15 protein-coding genes are annotated in these 16,644 nt (G+C 72.2%); 4 read left to right on the forward strand and 11 right to left on the reverse strand.

What is annotated here, in order from left to right; translation table 11 throughout:
* Positions 1-15 precede the first annotated feature (15 nt).
* Positions 16-4,626 (reverse strand): two-partner secretion domain-containing protein, encoded by a 4,611-nt coding sequence (locus tag ACY0MJ_RS02980; protein ID WP_462636789.1) that lies wholly within the window; start codon positions 4,624-4,626, stop codon positions 16-18.
* 110 nt (positions 4,627-4,736) lie between these two features.
* Between ACY0MJ_RS02980 and ACY0MJ_RS02985 the strand changes: the two genes are divergently transcribed.
* Entirely contained in the window at positions 4,737-5,678 is a 942-nt protein-coding gene (locus tag ACY0MJ_RS02985; protein ID WP_462636790.1) for a GlcNAc-transferase family protein, read from the forward strand.
* On the opposite strand, the gene ACY0MJ_RS02990 is transcribed toward ACY0MJ_RS02985, so the two are convergent.
* Genes ACY0MJ_RS02990 through tsaB form a run of 3 tightly spaced genes read right to left on the reverse strand, consistent with a single transcriptional unit; the run spans position 5,675 to position 7,622 of the window.
* Positions 5,675-6,439, reverse strand: a complete 765-nt coding sequence (locus ACY0MJ_RS02990; RefSeq protein ID WP_462636791.1) for a uracil-DNA glycosylase — start codon at positions 6,437-6,439, stop codon at positions 5,675-5,677. The genes ACY0MJ_RS02985 and ACY0MJ_RS02990 overlap by 4 nt on opposite strands.
* A complete protein-coding gene (rimI, locus tag ACY0MJ_RS02995; RefSeq protein ID WP_462636792.1) occupies positions 6,436-6,903 on the reverse strand; it encodes a ribosomal protein S18-alanine N-acetyltransferase in 468 nt (155 codons plus the stop codon). Before rimI ends, ACY0MJ_RS02990 begins: the two co-directional genes overlap by 4 nt.
* A complete protein-coding gene (tsaB, locus tag ACY0MJ_RS03000; RefSeq protein WP_462636793.1) occupies positions 6,900-7,622 on the reverse strand; it encodes a tRNA (adenosine(37)-N6)-threonylcarbamoyltransferase complex dimerization subunit type 1 TsaB in 723 nt (240 codons plus the stop codon). Before tsaB ends, rimI begins: the two co-directional genes overlap by 4 nt.
* Positions 7,623-7,671: 49 nt before the next feature.
* Here tsaB and dacB point away from each other — a divergent pair, with 49 nt between their 5' ends.
* Together dacB and ACY0MJ_RS03010 are read left to right on the forward strand one after the other, a co-directional pair.
* Positions 7,672-9,060 carry a D-alanyl-D-alanine carboxypeptidase/D-alanyl-D-alanine endopeptidase gene (dacB, locus tag ACY0MJ_RS03005; RefSeq protein WP_462636794.1) on the forward strand — a complete coding sequence of 463 codons (1,389 nt, stop codon included), beginning with the start codon at positions 7,672-7,674 and terminating at the stop codon, positions 9,058-9,060.
* A gap of 5 nt (positions 9,061-9,065) precedes the next feature.
* Positions 9,066-9,320: a SemiSWEET transporter gene (locus ACY0MJ_RS03010; RefSeq protein WP_462636795.1), complete on the forward strand. Its 255-nt coding sequence runs from the start codon at positions 9,066-9,068 to the stop codon at positions 9,318-9,320.
* Positions 9,321-9,324: 4 nt separating this feature from the next.
* Here ACY0MJ_RS03010 and ACY0MJ_RS03015 read toward each other — a convergent pair whose 3' ends face one another.
* From ACY0MJ_RS03015 to purE, 4 genes are all read right to left on the reverse strand, one after another.
* Positions 9,325-10,305: an SGNH/GDSL hydrolase family protein gene (locus tag ACY0MJ_RS03015; protein ID WP_462636796.1), complete on the reverse strand. Its 981-nt coding sequence runs from the start codon at positions 10,303-10,305 to the stop codon at positions 9,325-9,327.
* A 63-nt stretch (positions 10,306-10,368) separates the two neighbouring features.
* The gene (locus ACY0MJ_RS03020; protein WP_462636797.1) at positions 10,369-11,355 is read right to left on the reverse strand and encodes an L-threonylcarbamoyladenylate synthase; all 987 of its coding nucleotides are present in this window, start codon (positions 11,353-11,355) and stop codon (positions 10,369-10,371) included.
* Positions 11,356-11,360: 5 nt separating this feature from the next.
* Entirely contained in the window at positions 11,361-12,518 is a 1,158-nt protein-coding gene (locus ACY0MJ_RS03025; protein WP_462636798.1) for a 5-(carboxyamino)imidazole ribonucleotide synthase, read from the reverse strand.
* Positions 12,515-13,021: a 5-(carboxyamino)imidazole ribonucleotide mutase gene (purE, locus tag ACY0MJ_RS03030; RefSeq protein ID WP_462636799.1), complete on the reverse strand. Its 507-nt coding sequence runs from the start codon at positions 13,019-13,021 to the stop codon at positions 12,515-12,517. The genes ACY0MJ_RS03025 and purE overlap by 4 nt, the downstream gene beginning before the upstream one ends.
* A 54-nt stretch (positions 13,022-13,075) precedes the next feature.
* On the opposite strand from purE, the gene trxA reads away from it, so the two are divergent.
* Complete coding sequence (gene trxA, locus ACY0MJ_RS03035; protein ID WP_462636800.1) at positions 13,076-13,969, forward strand: thioredoxin; 894 nt, start codon at positions 13,076-13,078, stop codon at positions 13,967-13,969.
* A 124-nt stretch (positions 13,970-14,093) separates the two neighbouring features.
* Here trxA and ACY0MJ_RS03040 read toward each other — a convergent pair whose 3' ends face one another.
* The 3 genes from ACY0MJ_RS03040 to fba are packed head-to-tail and all read right to left on the reverse strand — an operon-like array spanning position 14,094 to position 16,535.
* A complete protein-coding gene (locus ACY0MJ_RS03040; RefSeq protein WP_462636801.1) occupies positions 14,094-14,513 on the reverse strand; it encodes a hypothetical protein in 420 nt (139 codons plus the stop codon).
* Positions 14,514-14,561: 48 nt separating this feature from the next.
* Positions 14,562-15,470, reverse strand: a complete 909-nt coding sequence (locus tag ACY0MJ_RS03045; protein ID WP_462636802.1) for a phosphoribosylaminoimidazolesuccinocarboxamide synthase — start codon at positions 15,468-15,470, stop codon at positions 14,562-14,564.
* Positions 15,471-16,535 (reverse strand): class II fructose-bisphosphate aldolase, encoded by a 1,065-nt coding sequence (gene fba / locus ACY0MJ_RS03050; protein ID WP_462636803.1) that lies wholly within the window; start codon positions 16,533-16,535, stop codon positions 15,471-15,473.
* Positions 16,536-16,644: the final 109 nt, after the last annotated feature.

Raw genomic sequence — 16,644 nt, forward strand, 5'->3', positions numbered from 1 at the left:
CGCGGCCGGCCCGGCTCAGGGCTTGCAGGCGGTGTCGGTGATGACGATGTCGTCCTTGCCGATGCGCCTGTCGTCGGTGTCCTGCTGGTTGGACATCTGCACGAACAGCTGCGCGAATTCGACGACCTGGCTGGTCACGTTGTGCACGGCGTCCTGCTGCGCCGATGACGGAGCGGGTGCTGGCGTCGGCGCGGGCGTGGGTGCCGGCGTGGGTGCCGGCGTGGGTGCGGGTGTGGGCGCGGGTGTGGGCGCGGGTGTGGGCGCGGGCGTCGGCGCAGGCGTGGGCGCCGGGGTCGGCGCCGGCGGCGGGTAGGCCGCCGTGGCGCGCAGCAGCAGCTTCGTCCCGCTCGCTTCCGCCACCAGCTCCGGCTGGTCGACCGTCGGCCGCGTGCCGTCGAGCGTGGTCGCCTGCAGCATCTCGAAGCCCTGGCCCACCGTGAAGCTGGCACCGGGGAGATAGGTCACTGCGAAGCCCCCGCCGGAAGTCGCGTTGCCGTTGACGACCAGGCGGTCGTGGCTGGTGGCGTCCAGGAGGTCGGCCGCGTAGGTCGAACCGGACTGCATGACGAGATTGCTCTCGAGCGTGAGCGTGCCCGCGCTCCCGGTGCCCCCGGGCGCGATCGTGCCGAAGTTGCTGATCGTCCCGCTGCCGCCGTCCACCACGATGCTGCCGTTGCCGGTGAGCTTGCCCGCCGCCTGGTTGGTGAACTCCATGCCGCCAGCCTGGGCCGCCAGCTGCAGCAGGGCCTGGGTTCCCCAGCTGCCGATCTGAAGGCTGCCGTCCGCCTGCACGGTGCCCTCGTTCGAGAGGAAGAGCGGCGCATTGAAGGTGGTGCCCGCCTGGACGTCCACCAGGCCGGTGTTCTGGATCAGCGCCGCCGTGACCTCCCCGGAGGTGCTGGCCAGGGTGCCGGCATTGATCACGCCGCCCTCGGGATTGACCAGCGCGCCGTCGGCGAGCCGCAGCGCGTTGTTGTTCAGGAAAGTGCCCGGCCCCTCCAGCGAAGAGCCCGCGCCGATGTTCACGATCGAATTGTTGGTCCAGTTCGCCGGCAGCGTCATCGGCCCCTGGACATCCACCGAAGTCCCGGTGGCCGTGAAGTCGCCCAGGGCGCCGTTGGCAGCGTACGTGACGTCGTCACCGTTGCCGCCGCCGCCACCGCCGGCGGCGTCGATGTCCGGGCTGGCCAGCACGACGCGGCCCGTGGCCGCCAGCTCGACCCGGCCGCCGGCGCCACCTGTGCCGCCGGTGGCACCGGGCTGCACATCGGCCCAGCCGCCGTAGCCGCCGGTGGCAGCCAGGCGGACGCTGCCATCCAGCTGCAGGTCCCCGCCGTTGCGCGTCACGCTGACCAGGCCGCCACGGCCGCCGACCACGCCGTTGCCGGCGGCATCGGTGCCACCCTGGCCGCCCGAGGCGCTCACGGATGCGGTGTAGAAGGAGCTGAACGCCTGCTCGCCGTCGGTGAGCACGGGCGGCGGCGGAGCATACAGGCTGCCGCCGATGTTGATCCGGACCTCGCCTCCGTCACCCCCGCGCCCGCCGTTGCTGTAGCCGCCGTCGGCCCACAGGCCCGTGCCCTCGCCGGCGTTGATGGTGAGGTCGCCGGCCGAATCGATCAGGATCCGCCCACCGGCGGCCCCGGCGCCGGCGCCCATGTTGGCACCGCCCACGGCATAGATGCCTTGCACGCTGACATTGCCGTTGCCCGTCCTGACCTGGACGGTGCCGCCCGCCGTGGGCGTATCGCCGCTGGCGCCACCCACGTTCACGTAGCCGAGCGCCACGTGGGCGGGAACGCCGCCCAGGCCTTTCGCCTCGACGCTGACCCGGCCGGCCATGCCGCCGCCCGTGGAACCCGTCGAATAGCTGTCGCCGCCGGCATACGCCACGATGCCGTCGACGGTGATGCTGCCGGTTTCGGAAACGACGTTCACGGCGCCGGCATTGCCGCCCGTCGTTCCGTAGACGCCGCCGTCGGCGTAGACGTAGCCGCCCTGGATGTCGCCACCCGCCTGGAGGTTCACCTGGCCGGCATGGAAGGTGCCGCCCACTTCGTCGTAGCTCCTGCCGGAAGCGTCGATGTAGCTGTAGGCGAGGGAGCCCCCGGCGGTGAGATTGATCGCGCCACCGGCGCCCGTCGGGTCACCGGTGCCCGCGCCGTAGAAGACGCCGTCGCCGGTGATGTCCTGGCCTGCGGACACGTCGATCGGCGCACCTGTCGAAGTGATCACGGGCTGGCCGGCGAAATTCACGCTTCCCGCGGTAGCGTGGATGCCGACGCCGTTGCCCGAGACGTCCACGTAGGCGGGATAGGTCGTGCCCGAGCCAAGGGCTCCCAGGGTCACGCTCCCCGTACGCGCCAGCAGGCCGACGGCGCCGGAGCTGTCGAGGCTCATGTAGTGCGTGATTTCGGGGCTCGTGCGGGTGCCGATGATCACGTTGCGCTGGGCGTCGACGGAGAGCGAGGCGCCGCCGTAGACCCAGGTGTCCGAACCGGTGTCCGTGGTCGCGATCGTGACGTCGCGCCCGGCCGTCATGGCAAGCGCCCCGTCGGCATACACCTGGCTGGACTCGACGCGGATGCTGCGCCCTGCCCGCAGGTCCAGGTTCCCCAGGGCGCTGACATCGCCGGTGAGCGCCAGGTCGGACGACGTCCCGTTCGCCCGCAGCGACACGGGGCCCGCGGTCACGAGGGCGCCTGCTTCCACGGTGAGCGCGCCTTCGCTGCTGATGTCCACCACGGCGGGATTGGCGCCGTCCCAGCCGGCGATGCCGCTGCCACCGCCGTACTGCGTGGACACGGTGCCGATGGCGAGCGGCGCGTTGTTGTGGAAACGGACCTCCGCGCCGGGTCCGTCCACCCGCGCGGCCAGCACGCCCACCTGGTTCGGGCCGTTCAGGAGGATCTTGCCGGCATTCGTCGTCGACCCGGTGTCGATGGCATAGGCGAACAGGGCCGGGGCCGTGATCTTGCCGGTGCCGCCATCCGTGATGCTGCCGTCCTTCGCGAGCAGGTGCACCGCGCTGCCGGCGCCCGTGGCCTGGACCGTGCCGAGGAGGTCGATCCCCTTGTCGGCCTGCAGGGACAGGTGCGATCCCGACGTCCAGTCCACCACCGCACCCGAGGCGAGGGTGATCTGCCCGCCGCTGCCGGTGCTCGTGTCCGAAGAAGTCGTCACCAGCACGTGCCCGCTGCCAAGCTGCGCCTTCAGGTGCGCGTCCGTCAAGGTGACGTTGCCGGGCCCGCTCGGCTCGAACATCGCTCCGGGCGGCGAGCTCGTGCCGACCGGGAACGTATTGACCGTGTCGGGGTACGGAGCGCCGTTGGTCGAGTGGATGATCGTCACGTTCTCGGGGTCGAGCAGGAGGCTGCCCAGCTTGCCCTGCGAAGCCCGCAGGTCCGCGAAGCCGGCGTATTCCAGCGACTTCTTGCCCGACACCTCCGCGAACCCGCCATCCCCGCCTTCCGCCCCGCCGCGCGCCGAGATCTCCCCGCGCATGCGCGTCATCTCGTCCGACCACACGATCACCCGCCCGCCGTCGCCGCGCCGCGTGGCGTCCGCCTCGATGCGTGCTTGCGCATCCACGTACACCGCCTTCGCGTTCGGAACTTCGGCGTTGCGCCCCTGGTAGTCCCCGCCCACGCGCACCTGCCCGCCGCCGTTCGCGCCGCTCGCCTGCAGCTTCGCGCCGGCCAGCAGGCCCACGCGCTCGCCGAGCACGTCGATGCTGCCGCCCTTGTCGGCAGCGGACGCGGCCACGGTGCCGGACACGAGGTTGTCGCCCGCTGCCTTCAGCACCACCTTGCCGCCTTCGGTGGTGACGGCCTGCGCCTGCACCAGCCCGGTGTGCTTCAGCGTGCCCGCGAAGATGCCCACCGCGTCGCCCTGCAGCGTGCCGAGGTTCACCGCCTCGTTCCCCGCCTGCACCTCCAGGTGGATGCCCTCCAGGCCGCGCCCGGTGATCTCCACCTTCTGCCCCGCGGCCACCAGCGTCGCGCCCTGGCTGCGCACCAGCGCATTCGCGCCCGCCTGCACGTCCGACCCGATCAGCACGACGTCGCCGCTGCGGGCGAGGACGGTGCCGTCCACGCCCAGCGCACCGGTGCCGCCCACGAAGCGCATGCGCCCGGCGATCGCGTCGGATTCGCTCATGCCCAGCGTGGAGGCCGTGAAGCCCGCCGTGTCGACGACGGCGCCCTGGCCCACGGCGATGCCGGCCGGGTTCACCAGCACCAGCCGCCCGTTGGAGGTGAGCGTGCCGAAGATCGCGGAGGGATCCGGTCCCAGCACGCGGTTGATCGAGGTGCTGCGGGCCGAGGGCTGCAGGAACTGCGTGATGCTGCCGGCCGGCACCGAGAAACTCTGCCAGTCGATCGCCGAGTGGCTGGTGCCCGCGCCGTTGCGCGTCGTGACGACGAAGCGGTTGCCGATGGTCGCGAAGCTCGCCTGCCCGTGGATCACGTGGGCGCCCGTGGGCTGCGCGCGCGCGGCCAGCGGCTGCAGCGAGAACGCCGCCGCCACGGCCAGAGCCGCGGCCGTGGGCCGGAATCCGGCGACGGCGGGACTGGCCGCGGGCGGCTGCGCGGAACGCCGCGTGGTCGTCGACGGAACGCTGGACATGGATGGCCCCTGAAAATGGTGCCAAAAGGTAGCACAGCACTTCGGGGGTCGCAATGCGCCGTTCGGGAGACGGAACCCGCACCGGCTACCATCGCCGTGAAAAAGTGGGCATGCGCATCTTCGTCAGCATCGCGTCCTATTGCGATCCCGTCCTGCCGTTCACGCTGCAACGCGCCGCGGCGATGGCGGCGGCGCCGCGGGCGCTGCACTTCGGCGTCGTCGACCAGTCGCCGGACGGCGGCGCGCGCCTGGCCGCGCCGGCCGGCACGCGGCTGACGCGCGTGCACCTGGATCCGCGCGACGCGCGCGGGCCCTGCTGGGCGCGCGCCATCGCCATGTCGCTGCACGATGGCGAGGACTGGTTCCTGCAGCTCGATTCGCACATGGACTTCGCCGCCGGCTGGGACGAGCGGCTGGTCGCCGCGGCGCGCGCGCTCGGGGCGCCGCAGCGGGGGCTCGTGATTTCCACATACCCGGACGCCTTCCGCTTCGTCGATGGCGAGCCGGTGTGCCAGCCGACCACGCGTGGCGTGCTGGCGCAGGTGCTGAAGCCGGGCGCCGCGTTCGCGCCCGACCATCCGGTGCTGGCCTTCGAGGCGCAGCCGGTGGACCGCAGCGAGCCGCTGCCGGCCTTCCACCTCGGCGCCGGCTGCCTGTTCGCGCCGGGCCGCATCGTGCAGGCCTTTCCCTACGACCCCTGGCTGTACTTCCACGGCGAGGAGCAGGCGCTCACCCTCCGCCTGTTCACGCACGGCTGGGACCTGTTCCACATCCCGGACCTGCCGATCCACCACCTGTACAACGACGCCGCCTCCGGCGCGCCGCCGCGGCCGCTGCACTGGGACGCGCAGCAGGAGGCCGGTCGCGAGCAGGGGTGGTGGCCGCTGGAGCAGCGCTCGCGCGCGCGGCTGGCGGCGCTGGTGGCGGGGGAGGACCTCGGCGTCTACGGGCTGGGCAAGGCACGAACGCTGGCCGACTTCGCGGCCTTCAGCGGCATCGACTACGCCGCGCGCACCCTGTCGGCGTCCGCCTTCACGCCCCGGACCGCCTAGCGCGCGTCGCCGCGCAGCACCGCCTGCGCCAGGCACAGGTCGGCCCAGGCCTTGGCCTTGTCCGGCAGGTTGCGCAGCAGGTAGGCGGGGTGGTAGGTGACCACCACCGGCACGTCCTGGTAGCGGTGCACGCGCCCGCGCAGGCGGCCGATCGGCTCGGTCGACTGCAGCAGCGTGTTCACCGCGAAGCGGCCCATGGCCAGGATGATCTTCGGGCGCAGCAGTTCCACCTGCCGGCGCAGGAAGGGCTCGCACTGCGCGATCTCCTGCGGGTCCGGGTTGCGGTTGCCGGGCGGACGGCACTTCAGCACGTTGGCGATGTAGGCGCCGCCGCCGCGGCCGACGCCCAGCGCGCCCAGCATGTTGTCCAGGAGCTTGCCGGCCTGGCCGACGAAAGGCTCGCCCTGCAGGTCCTCGTTCTCGCCCGGGGCCTCGCCGACCACCAGCCAGTCGGGCTGCAGGTCGCCGACGCCGAACACCGTGTTGCTGCGGCCTTCGCACAGCTTGCAGGCGCGGCAGGCGGCGACGGCCTGCTCCAGCGCTTCCCAGGACATGTCCGCGACGCCGGGCGCGCGGTCGCGCACGACGACGGGCTGCGGCGGCGGCTGCACGATCGCCCGCGGCGGCTCCTGCACGGCCACGGAAACCGGCGCGCGCGGCGCCTCGTCCACCACGGCCTCCGGCAGGGACTCGGGCGCGAACACGCGCACACCCATCTCCTGCAGCATCGCCCGCTGCCGCGCGTCCAGCACCAGGCTCATAGCTTGAAGCTCATGACGATCGCGTCCTCGCGCCCGCCGCCGTCGGCGGGGTAGTAGTTCTTGCGCTCGCCCACGCGGCGGTAGCCGTAGCGCTGGTAGACCTGCTGCGCCCGCGCGTTGCCGGTGCGCACTTCCAGCCAGAGCCACTGCGCGCGCTGGCCGCGCGCCCACAGCGCCAGCGCGTCGAGCAGGACGCGGCCCCAGCCCTGGCCCTGGTAGCGCGGATCCACGGTGATGTTCAGCAGGTGCACCTCGTCCACGCCCTGCATGGCGACGAAGTAGCCGATGACCGCCTCGCCGACGCACAGCAGCTGCGCCTGGTAGCCGGAGCGCAGCGAATCGGCGAAGTTGCCGCGCGTCCAGGGATGGGTGTAGGCGCGGCGCTCGATGGCCACCACCTCGTCGAGGCGGGCCTCCGTCATGGGCTCGAAGCCCGCTTCCATGCTCTTGAAGACTGCGCTCATGTCGGGCCCGCCACGGTCGCGCCGCGAAGCGACTCCTTGCGCGCGCGGTCGGCCGCGCGCTCCTCGGTAGTTTGCGCCACTTTGTCGCGGATGTAGAGCGGCAGCGCATCGGCCGCGTCGTGCCCGCCGCCCGTGGCCAGCGCCTGCGGCGCGAGGCGCAGCAGTGCGCGCGCGGTGGGCAGCGCCGCGACGCGCGGAGCGCCCGCCGGCAGGCGCGCGCCGTGCAGGTCCAGCACGTTGCCGGCGACGGTCCAGCCGTCCGGCACGCGGGCGTCCTCCGGCCGGCCCAGGGCCGGCGCTTCGCGCGTCCGCCAGGCATCGCCCTGGCGCTCGTAGGCGGCGAAGTAGACCTCGCCCATGCGGGCATCCAGCATCGCGATCACGCGGGTGGCGCCCGACAGGGCGTGCGCCTCCTCGGCCACGGCCAGCAGCGTGTCGATGGCCAGCACCGGCACGCCGGCGCCGAAGCCCAGCCCCTGCGCGACGGCGGCGGCCGTGCGCAGGCCCGTGAAGGAGCCGGGGCCGCGGCCGAAGGCGATCGCGTCCAGCGCGGCGAGCGACAGCCCCGCGCGCCCCAGCAGCTGCTGGATGGCCGGGATCAGGCCGGCCGAGGACTGCGCCCCGCCCGCGGCCGTGTGCTCCAGCACGGGCGCACCCGCCCCGGCGCTGGCCGCGATGGACAGGGTTTCGGTGCTGGTGTCGAAGGCGAGGAGTTTCATGCGGCCCAGCCCCCATTATCGAAGCTCCGGCCATCCCATAATGGCGCGCATGCCGCGCTGGTTCCGCCTTGCCTGCTGCCTGCTCGCCTGGGCGGGCGCCGCCGTCGGCCAGCCGCTGCCGCCCGAAGTGGCCGCGGCGCTGGACGCGCAGAACCTGCCGGGCGATGCCGTGACGGTGCTGGTCGCGCCGGCTGAAGGCGGGCCGCCGCGCGTCGCCCACCGCATCGACGCCCCGGTGAACCCGGCGTCCATCGCGAAGCTGGCCACTACCTTCGGCGCGCTGGAGCTGCTGGGGCCGGCCTTCACCTGGAAGACGCCCGTCTATTTCGACGGGCCGGTGCGCGCCGGCGTGCTCGAAGGCAACCTGGTCATCCAGGGCCAGGGCGACCCCGCGCTGGTGATCGAGCGCCTGTGGCTGCTGCTGCGCAAGGTGCGGGCCCTGGGCGTGCACACGATCGCCGGCGACATCGTGCTGGACCGCAGCGCCTTCGCCCTGCCGCCGCACGACCCGGCCGCCTTCGACGCCCAGCCCCTGCGGCCCTACAACGCCGGCCCCGACGCGCTGCTGCTGAACTTCAAGACCGTGACGCTGACCTTCACGCCCGAGGGCGCGCGGGCCCGCGTGCAGGCCGAGCCGGCCCTGGCCGGCGTCCACTGGCCGGCGACCGTGCCGCTGGGCGGCGGCGCCAATTGCGGCGACTGGATCACGGCCCTGCGCGCGGACTTCGGCAACCCGCAGCGCGTGCGCTTCGGCGGCAGCTTCCCGCGGGCCTGCGGCGAGCAGACCTGGCAACTGGCCTTTCCCGATCCCGACAGCTATGCGGCGCGCGCGATCGCCGCGCTGTGGCAGGACATGGGCGGGCACCTGCGCGGCGCCGTGCGCGAGGGCCGCGTGCCGCAGGGGCTGCAACCGGCCTTCGAATTCAGCTCGCCGCCGCTGGCCGAGGTGATCCGCGACATCAACAAGTTCAGCAACAACGTGATGGCGCAGCAGGTCTTCCTGACGCTGAGCCTGCAGCAGCGCGGCACCGCCACCTGGGAGGGTTCGCGCGAGGTGCTGGCGCAGTGGTGGCGCGAGCGCATCGGCGGCGAACCGCCGGTCACCACCAACGGATCGGGCCTGTCGCGCGACGAGAGCACCACGGCCCGCCAGCTCGGCCAGCTGCTGCAGGCCGCCTGGGTCTCGCCGCTGATGCCGGATTTCGTCTCCTCGCTGCCGGCGCTGGGCCTGGACGGGACGCTGCGCCGGCGCCGCGAGAACGTCGGCCTCGCGCACCTCAAGACCGGCAGCCTCAACGAAGTCTCCGGCGTCGCCGGCTACGTGCACGGGCCGCAGGGCCGGCGCTACCTGCTGGTGGCCATCGCCAACGGCCCGCGGGCCTGGGCGATCCGTCCGGCGGTGCAGGCGCTGGTCGAATGGACCGCGCGCCAACCCTGACCCCCATGGATTCGTCCGAACTGATCGGCTACTGCGCCGCCGCGCTCACCACCCTCAGCTTCGTGCCGCAGGCCTGGCTGACCTTCCGCACGCGCGACGTGCGCGGCATCTCGCTGGGCATGTACAGCGTCTTCACCATCGGCGTGGCGCTCTGGCTGCTCTACGGGGTGCTGATGGGCGCCTGGCCCATCGTGCTGGCGAACGCGGTGACGCTGGGCCTGGCCAGCGTCATCCTCGGGATGAAATTGCGCTACGGGTGAGCGCCTACCAGCGGTCGCGCAGGCGGTCGCGCGCGTAGTCGCCGAACTTCTGGTGCGCCCGCGGCGTGACGTAGACGCGGTCGGCGAAGATGTAGTCCTGGTAGTTCTGGCCGGCGGCGATCGTCGACGGCGTGCACAGGAACGAGTTCACCTGGTTCGTCCCGGTGCCGATGCCCGGGCCCGGATCGACGGACGTGCACACGGCCGCGTTGCGGTGGCCGAACTCGCTGGCGCTGCCCGTGAGGTTGTTGAAGAACAGCGGCGCGTCGATGTACAGAACGTTGTCGCCCAGGTCGGCGACCGAGGCGAGGAACGCCTCGACGAAGCTGCGCGGCTCGCCGACTTCCTTGTTGTTCGACACGTTGCTCAGCTTCCTCAGCAGCCCGTCCTGCCCGGTCTCGACGGCCCAGGGCGAGCGGCCCAGGTTGTAGGGACCGGCGACCAGCACGTGCTGCGCGCCGGCGTCCACCAGCCTGCGCACCTGCGCGGCGAGCTGGCGGCCGGCCTGGTCGATGTTCACCTGCGCCTGCGCGGCCGTGATGGAGCCGCTGATCACGCCCTGGCCCTGCACGATCACGTCGGAGGTGCCGGCGCTCACGATGACGAGGTCCGCGTCGGTGAAGCTGCCGGTGGCCAGGAAGGCGTCGATCTGGTCCTTGACGGTGGGCGTGCTGGCGTCGCCGGCGGCGTCGGGCGTGGCGGCCACGCGCGCGTTGCCGGTGGCGTACGACAGGCCGCCGGAAGCACTGGGCGTCAGCGTCAGCCCGAAGGACTGGGCCAGGAACTCGGTCCAGTTGTTGACCGAGCCGTCGTTGACCGTGTAGCGGGCGCCGTTCTGGCCGAGGTCGGCCATGCCGTCCCCGAAGGCGACGATGCGCCCGGGAGAAAACTGGGAGACGACGCTGCCGCCGCCGCAGGACGCGAGCAGCAGGGCCGAGGCGCAGGCGGCCAGCAGCCAGGCGCGGCGCAACCACTGAGTTGCCATGAAGTTCACTCCGGTGAAACCGGCGAGTTTAACGAGGACCGGTAAAGCGCCGGTCAAGCGCGCTCAGGCCGCGGCGCGGCCCAGGCGGTCGCGCACGCCGTCCCAGGCCGGATCGTCCGGCGGCGTCTCCACCCAGATCAGCTTGACGCCCGCGGCGTCGAATTCGCGCAGGACGGCGAACAGCTGCCGCGCCGTCTCCGCCGCGTCGTCGGGCATGCGCCGGTAGTGCGGCGTGCGGGTGCGCAGCGGGCTGCGGGCGTAGACCGCGATGGCGGCGGCGTCGGCGCCGAGCACGTCGAGCGCCGCCTGCAGGTTCTTCGCGTCCATGAGCCGGACGCGGGCGTTGGGCGCGTAGTGCGAGGCCAGCGTGCCGGAAGCGCGCGGGGCGGCGCCGGGGCGCTCGTGCGGCAGCCACAGCCGTTCGCCGCAGGCCGCCTGGATCTCCGCGTGCGCCAGCGTGCCGGGACGCAGCAGCACCGGCATGCCGCGCGTGCAGTCGACGATGGCCGATTCGATGCCGACCGGCGTCGCACCGCCGTCGAGCACCAGCAGCTGCTCGCCGAACTCGGAGGCGACGTGCGCCGCCGTCGTGGGGCTGACGCGGCCGAAACGGTTGGCGCTCGGCGCGGCCAGGCCGTGCACGGGCGGCGTGGCGGCGGCGCAGGCGAGCAGCAGCGCGTGCGCCACCGGGTGCGCGGGGCAGCGCACGCCGATCGAGTCCTGGCCGCCGGCGGCGGCACGGCCCACCTCGGGGCGGCGCGGCAGGATCAGCGTGACCGGCCCGGGCCAGAAGGCCTGCATCAGCCGCTCGGCCACCGGCGGCACGGCGGCCGCGAAGTGCCGCACGCCCGCGGCGTCGGCGACGTGCACGATCAGCGGATGGTCGCTCGGGCGGCCCTTGGCGGCGAAGATGCCGGCGACGGCGGCGGCGCTGCTCGCGTCGGCGCCCAGGCCGTACACCGTCTCGGTGGGGAAGGCGACGAGGCCGCCGTCCGCGAGCACGCGGGCGGCCTGCGCGATCGAGCTGTCCTGGCGGCCGTCGAGGATCATGGGTTTCAGAAGGGCGCGATGCCCAGGACCTGCGCGGCCTGCAGCGCGGTGGCGCGCACGTCCGCCACGCTCGCGCCGGTCACCGTCAGGTGGCCCATCTTGCGGCCCGGGCGGGCGCTGCGCTTGCCGTACAGGTGCAGATGCGTGCCGGGCAGGGCGAGCACGCCGGCCCAGTCGGGCGCGGCTTCGGAATCGCCGCCGCGGAACCAGAGGTCGCCCAGCAGGTTGAGCATGAGCGCGGGACTGTGCTGGCGCGGCGGCACCAGCGGCAGGCCGGCCAGCGTGCGCACCTGCAGCTCGAACTGCGAGACGTCGGCGGCGTCCAGGCTCCAGTGGCCGCTGTTGTGCGGGCGCGGGGCCATTTCGTTGACGACCAGCGAGCCGTCGTCCAGGCCGAAGAACTCGACGCAGAGCACGCCGACGTAGTCCAGGCCGGCGGCTATGGCGCGCGTGGCGGCGATCGCGCGCTGCGCCAGCGGCACCGGCACGCAGCCCTCGTGCACCTCGGTGACGGCCAGGATGCCGGCGCGGTGCAGGTTGCGCTGCACCGGCAGGTGCACCATGGCGCCATCGCGCCCGCGCGCCACCACGACCGAGCACTCGAAGGCGAGGGGCAGCAGCTTTTCCAGCACGCAATCGGCGCGCTTCAGTTCCTCCCAGGCGGCGCGCAGCTGCTCGCGGCCCGCCACGCGCACCTGGCCCTTGCCGTCGTAGCCCAGGCGCGCCGTCTTCAGGATGCCGGGCAGCAGCTCGTCGCCGACGGCGGCGAGGTCTTCCTCGTTGGCGATCACCGCGTGCGGCGCGCAGGGCACGCCGCAGCGCTGGAAGTGCGCCTTCTCCTCGGCGCGGTCCTGCGCGATCGCGACGGCGGCCGCGCCGGGGGCGACGAAGCGCCGGCCCGCCAGCCGCGCCAGCGCATCGGCCGGCACGTTCTCGAATTCGGTGGTGATGGCGTCGCTGCACTCGGCCAGCTGCGCGAGGCCGCGCTCGTCCAGGTAGCCGGAGCGGACGTGGTGGTGGCTCACGTGGCCGGCGGGGCTGTCCTCGTCCGGATCCAGCACGGCCGTGAAGTAGCCCAGGCGCTGGGCCGCATGCACGAACATGCGACCGAGCTGGCCGCCGCCCATCACGCCCAGCGTCGCGCCCGGCATGAGCGCCGTCATGCCGGATCCCGCGGCGGCAGCGCCATCGCGCGTGCGGCCGCGGTCTGGGCGGCGCGGTAGGCGTCGAGCTTCGCGCGCAGGGCGGCGTCGTTCACGGCGAGCATGGCCACGGCGAACAGGGCCGCGTTGGCGGCGCCGGCCGCGCCGATGGCGAAGGTGGCCACGGGAATGCCCTTGGGCATCTGCACGATGCTGTGCAGCGAATCGACGCCCTGCAGGTGGCGGCTCGCCACCGGAACGCCGAGCACCGGGACGGTGGTCTTGGCCGCCAGCATGCCGGGCAGGTGGGCCGCGCCGCCGGCGCCGGCGATGATCGCCCGCAGGCCGCGGCCCGCCGCGGCCTCGGCATAGGCGAACATGTCGTCCGGCATGCGATGGGCCGACACGACCTTCGCTTCATGGGGGATGCCGAATTCCTGGAGAATCTGCACGGCATGCTGCAGGGTGTCCCAGTCACTGGCGGACCCCATGACGACCCCGACTGTCACCGTGCTCGTGTCCATGGAATTCCAACGAAGAAGCCCCAAATTTTACTTTGCCGCGCGGAGGGAGCCGGAATGATCGACGTCACCATCGAAAACTTCGAACAGGAGGTCATCGCGGCCTCCATGAGCCAGCCGGTGCTGGTGGACTTCTGGGCGCCCTGGTGCGGCCCCTGCAAGGCGATCGGCCCGATCCTGGAGAAGCTGGAGACCGAGTACGGCGGCGGCTTCCGCCTGGCCAAGATCAACTCCGACGAGGAGCAGCAGCTCGCCGGCGCCTTCGGCATCCGCAGCATCCCCACCGTGGTGCTGATGAAGAACGGCCAGCCGGTGGACGGCTTCATGGGCGCGCTGCCCGAGGGCAAGGTCCGCGAATTCCTCGACAAGCACGTGCAGGCGCAGGCGCCGGCGGAGGAAGAGGAAGAGCCCCTGGCCGAGGACGATGCGGAGCCTGCCACGCCCGAGGCGCAGCTGGAGCGGCTGCAGCATGCGGTGGCGACCGACCCGTCCAACGACGATGCGCGTTTCGACTACGTGAAGGCCCTCCTCGCGGCCGGCCGCGAGGCCGATGCGCGGCGCGCCTTCGAACCGGTGGCGAACAAGGCCGGCGTGGTGCGCAGGATCGACGCGCTGGCGCGCTGGTTCGACGCGATCGACTTCGCCGCGGGCCACAAGGACGAGAAAGCCTTCGACGCGAAGATCGCGGCCGACCGCCGCGACTTCCAGGCGCGCTTCGACCGCAGCCGGGTGCTGATGGCGCAGCAGCGCTGGACGGCGGCGATGGACGAGCTGCTGGAGATCCTGATGCGCGACAAGGCCTGGAACGAGGACCTCGCGCGCAAGACCTACATCGCCATCCTGGAGATCATCGAGCCGCCGAAGCCCCAGGTGGCCGAAGGCCAGATCCCGCCGGACGACCCGACGGTGGCGACGTACCGGCGGCGGCTGTCGAGCGTGGTGCTGTCCTGATCGCGGGGCGGTGGGGTTCGCTGGCGCTCACCTTCCGCGGCCTGCGGCCTCGCCACCCTACGGGGTCCTGGCCCGCCTCGTAGGGTGGCGGTGAGCGCAGCGAACCCCACCGCCCGTGGAGTGCTCACCGCCTGAGCATCACCACCCGTTCCGCCGGCACGCGCACGCGCAATTCCACCAGCACGCCGCCCGTGCGCAGTGGCGGGAAGTGCACGGCTTCGACCTCCACCGTGCCGGGCGACAGCGCCGGGCCGTCGGCGGGCGGCACGGGCGGATCGTTGTCCGCGTTCGCCAGCGGCTGGTCGCCATCGCACCGCGACAGCAGGGCGGGCTGGTCCAGGACGGCGTTGCGCACCCCGGAGAGCGCCGCGCGCGTCGGCGTCGCGATCGGACGGCCGCGCTCGCCGAACAGGTGCACGGTCGCGAACTTCGGCGCCCAGAGGCCGTCGCTGAGGCGTCCCGCCAGGATGCATTGCCCTTCGTCCTGCGCGAACGCGGGCGCCGCGAGCGCCGCCGCGGCGAGGAAGAGGAAGCGCGCTTTCATCGGGCCAGCATAGCGCGCGCGTTCGCGCGGCGGCGGGCCTTTACACGCTCAGGCCGACGTGAGCCGCTGCAGCGCCTCGCGGTACTTGCCCGCCGTCTTCTCGATGACGTCCTTGGGCAGGCGCGGCGCCGGCGGCGTCTTGTCCCAGGGCTGGCCGTCGATGCGCACGCTCTCCAGCCAGTCGCGCACGAACTGCTTGTCGTAGCTCGGCGGGTTCGCGCCGGCGGCGTACGCGGCCTCATAGCCCTCGACGGGCCAGTAGCGCGAGGAATCGGGCGTCAGCACCTCGTCCATCAGTACCAGCTGGCCGTTGTCGTCCAGGCCGAACTCGAACTTGGTGTCGGCGATGATCAGGCCCTTGGTGAGCGCGTAGTCGGCCGCTTCGCGGTAGATGCGGATGCTGGTGTCGCGGATCTGCGCCGCGAGATCCGGACCGATCAGCTCCACCACGCGCTCGTACGAGATGTTCTCGTCGTGGCCCGATGCCGCCTTCGCCGCCGGCGTGAAGATCGGCTCGGGCAGCTTGCCCGCGTTCTTCAGGCCCGCGGGCAGCGGCACGCCGCAGACCGACTGCGTCTCCTGGTACTCCTTCCAGCCGCTGCCCGCGAGGTAGCCGCGCACGACCGCCTCGACCAGGATCGGCTTCAGCCGCTTCACCAGCATCGAGCGCCCCTGCACCTGCGGCACTTCCGCCGGCGTCACCACGCTTTCCGGCGCTTCGCCGGTCAGGTGGTTCGGGCAGACGTGGCCCAGGCGCGCGAACCAGAACAGCGCCATGCGCGTCAGGATTTCGCCCTTGCCGGGAATCGGCTCGCCCATGATCACGTCGAAGGCCGAGAGGCGGTCGCTCGCCACCATCAGGATGCGGTCGCTGCCGACCGCATAGTTGTCGCGCACCTTGCCGCGCGCCAGCAGGGGCAGCGAGGTGATGTTGGAGGTGTGGAGGGCGGTGGCCACTCAGTGCACGACCTGCGCCAGCTCGCCCTGGGCGTACTTCTTCGCCACGACCTGCAGGCTCTCGCCCTTGATCTTGCCGGCCTGGCCTTCGCAGCCGAACTCGATGTAGCGCTGCTTGCAGATCTGCTTCGCGGCCTCGCGCGCGGGCTTCATCCACTCGCGCATGTCGAACTTCTCGGGGTTCTCGGCCAGGAACTTGCGCACCGCGCCCGTCATCGCCAGGCGGATGTCGGTGTCGATGTTGATCTTGCGCACGCCGTGCTTGATCGCCTCCTGGATCTCCTCCACCGGCACGCCGTAGGTTTCCTTCATGTTGCCGCCGTACTGGCGGATCACGGCGAGCAGTTCCTGCGGCACCGAGGAGGAGCCGTGCATCACCAGGTGCGTGTTGGGGATGCGGCGGTGGATTTCCTTGATGCGGTCGATCGCCAGGATGTCGCCCGTGGGCTTGCGGGTGAACTTGTAGGCGCCGTGGCTGGTGCCGATGGCGATGGCCAGCGCGTCCAGCTGCGTCTTCTTGACGAAGTCCGCGGCCTGCTCCGGGTCGGTCAGCAGCTGGTCGCGCGTCATCGTCGCTTCCGTGCCGTGGCCGTCTTCCTTGTCGCCGCGCATGGTCTCCAGCGAGCCGAGGCAGCCCAGTTCGCCTTCGACGGTGACGCCCAGCTTGTGCGCCATGTCGACCACCTTGCGGGTGACGTCCACGTTGTAGTCGTAGCTGGCGATGGTCTTGCCGTCCGCTTCCAGCGAGCCGTCCATCATCACGGAGGAGAAGCCCAGGTCGATGGCGCCCTTGCAGACGTCGGGGCTCTGGCCGTGGTCCTGGTGCATCACCAGCGGAATCGACGGATAGGCCTCGATCGCGGCCTGGATCAGGTGCTTGATGAAGGACTCGCCGGCGTACTTGCGCGCCCCGGCGCTCGCCTGCAGGATCACCGGCGCGCCGGTCTCCCTGGCGGCCTCCATCACGGCCTGGACCTGTTCGAGGTTGTTGACGTTGAAGGCCGGGATGCCGTAGCCATTGGCGGCGGCATGGTCCAGCAGTTCGCGCATGGAAACGAGGGGCATGGCAGTTCCTCAGAAAGACAGAACAGCGGTCGACGTAACCGCGTGGTAACTGCGGGGGATTCTAGCGGCTGGGGCTGGGGAAAACGAAAGCGGGCTGCAGGACGCAAAG

This window comes from Ramlibacter sp. bp-362 (genome assembly GCF_054956735.1).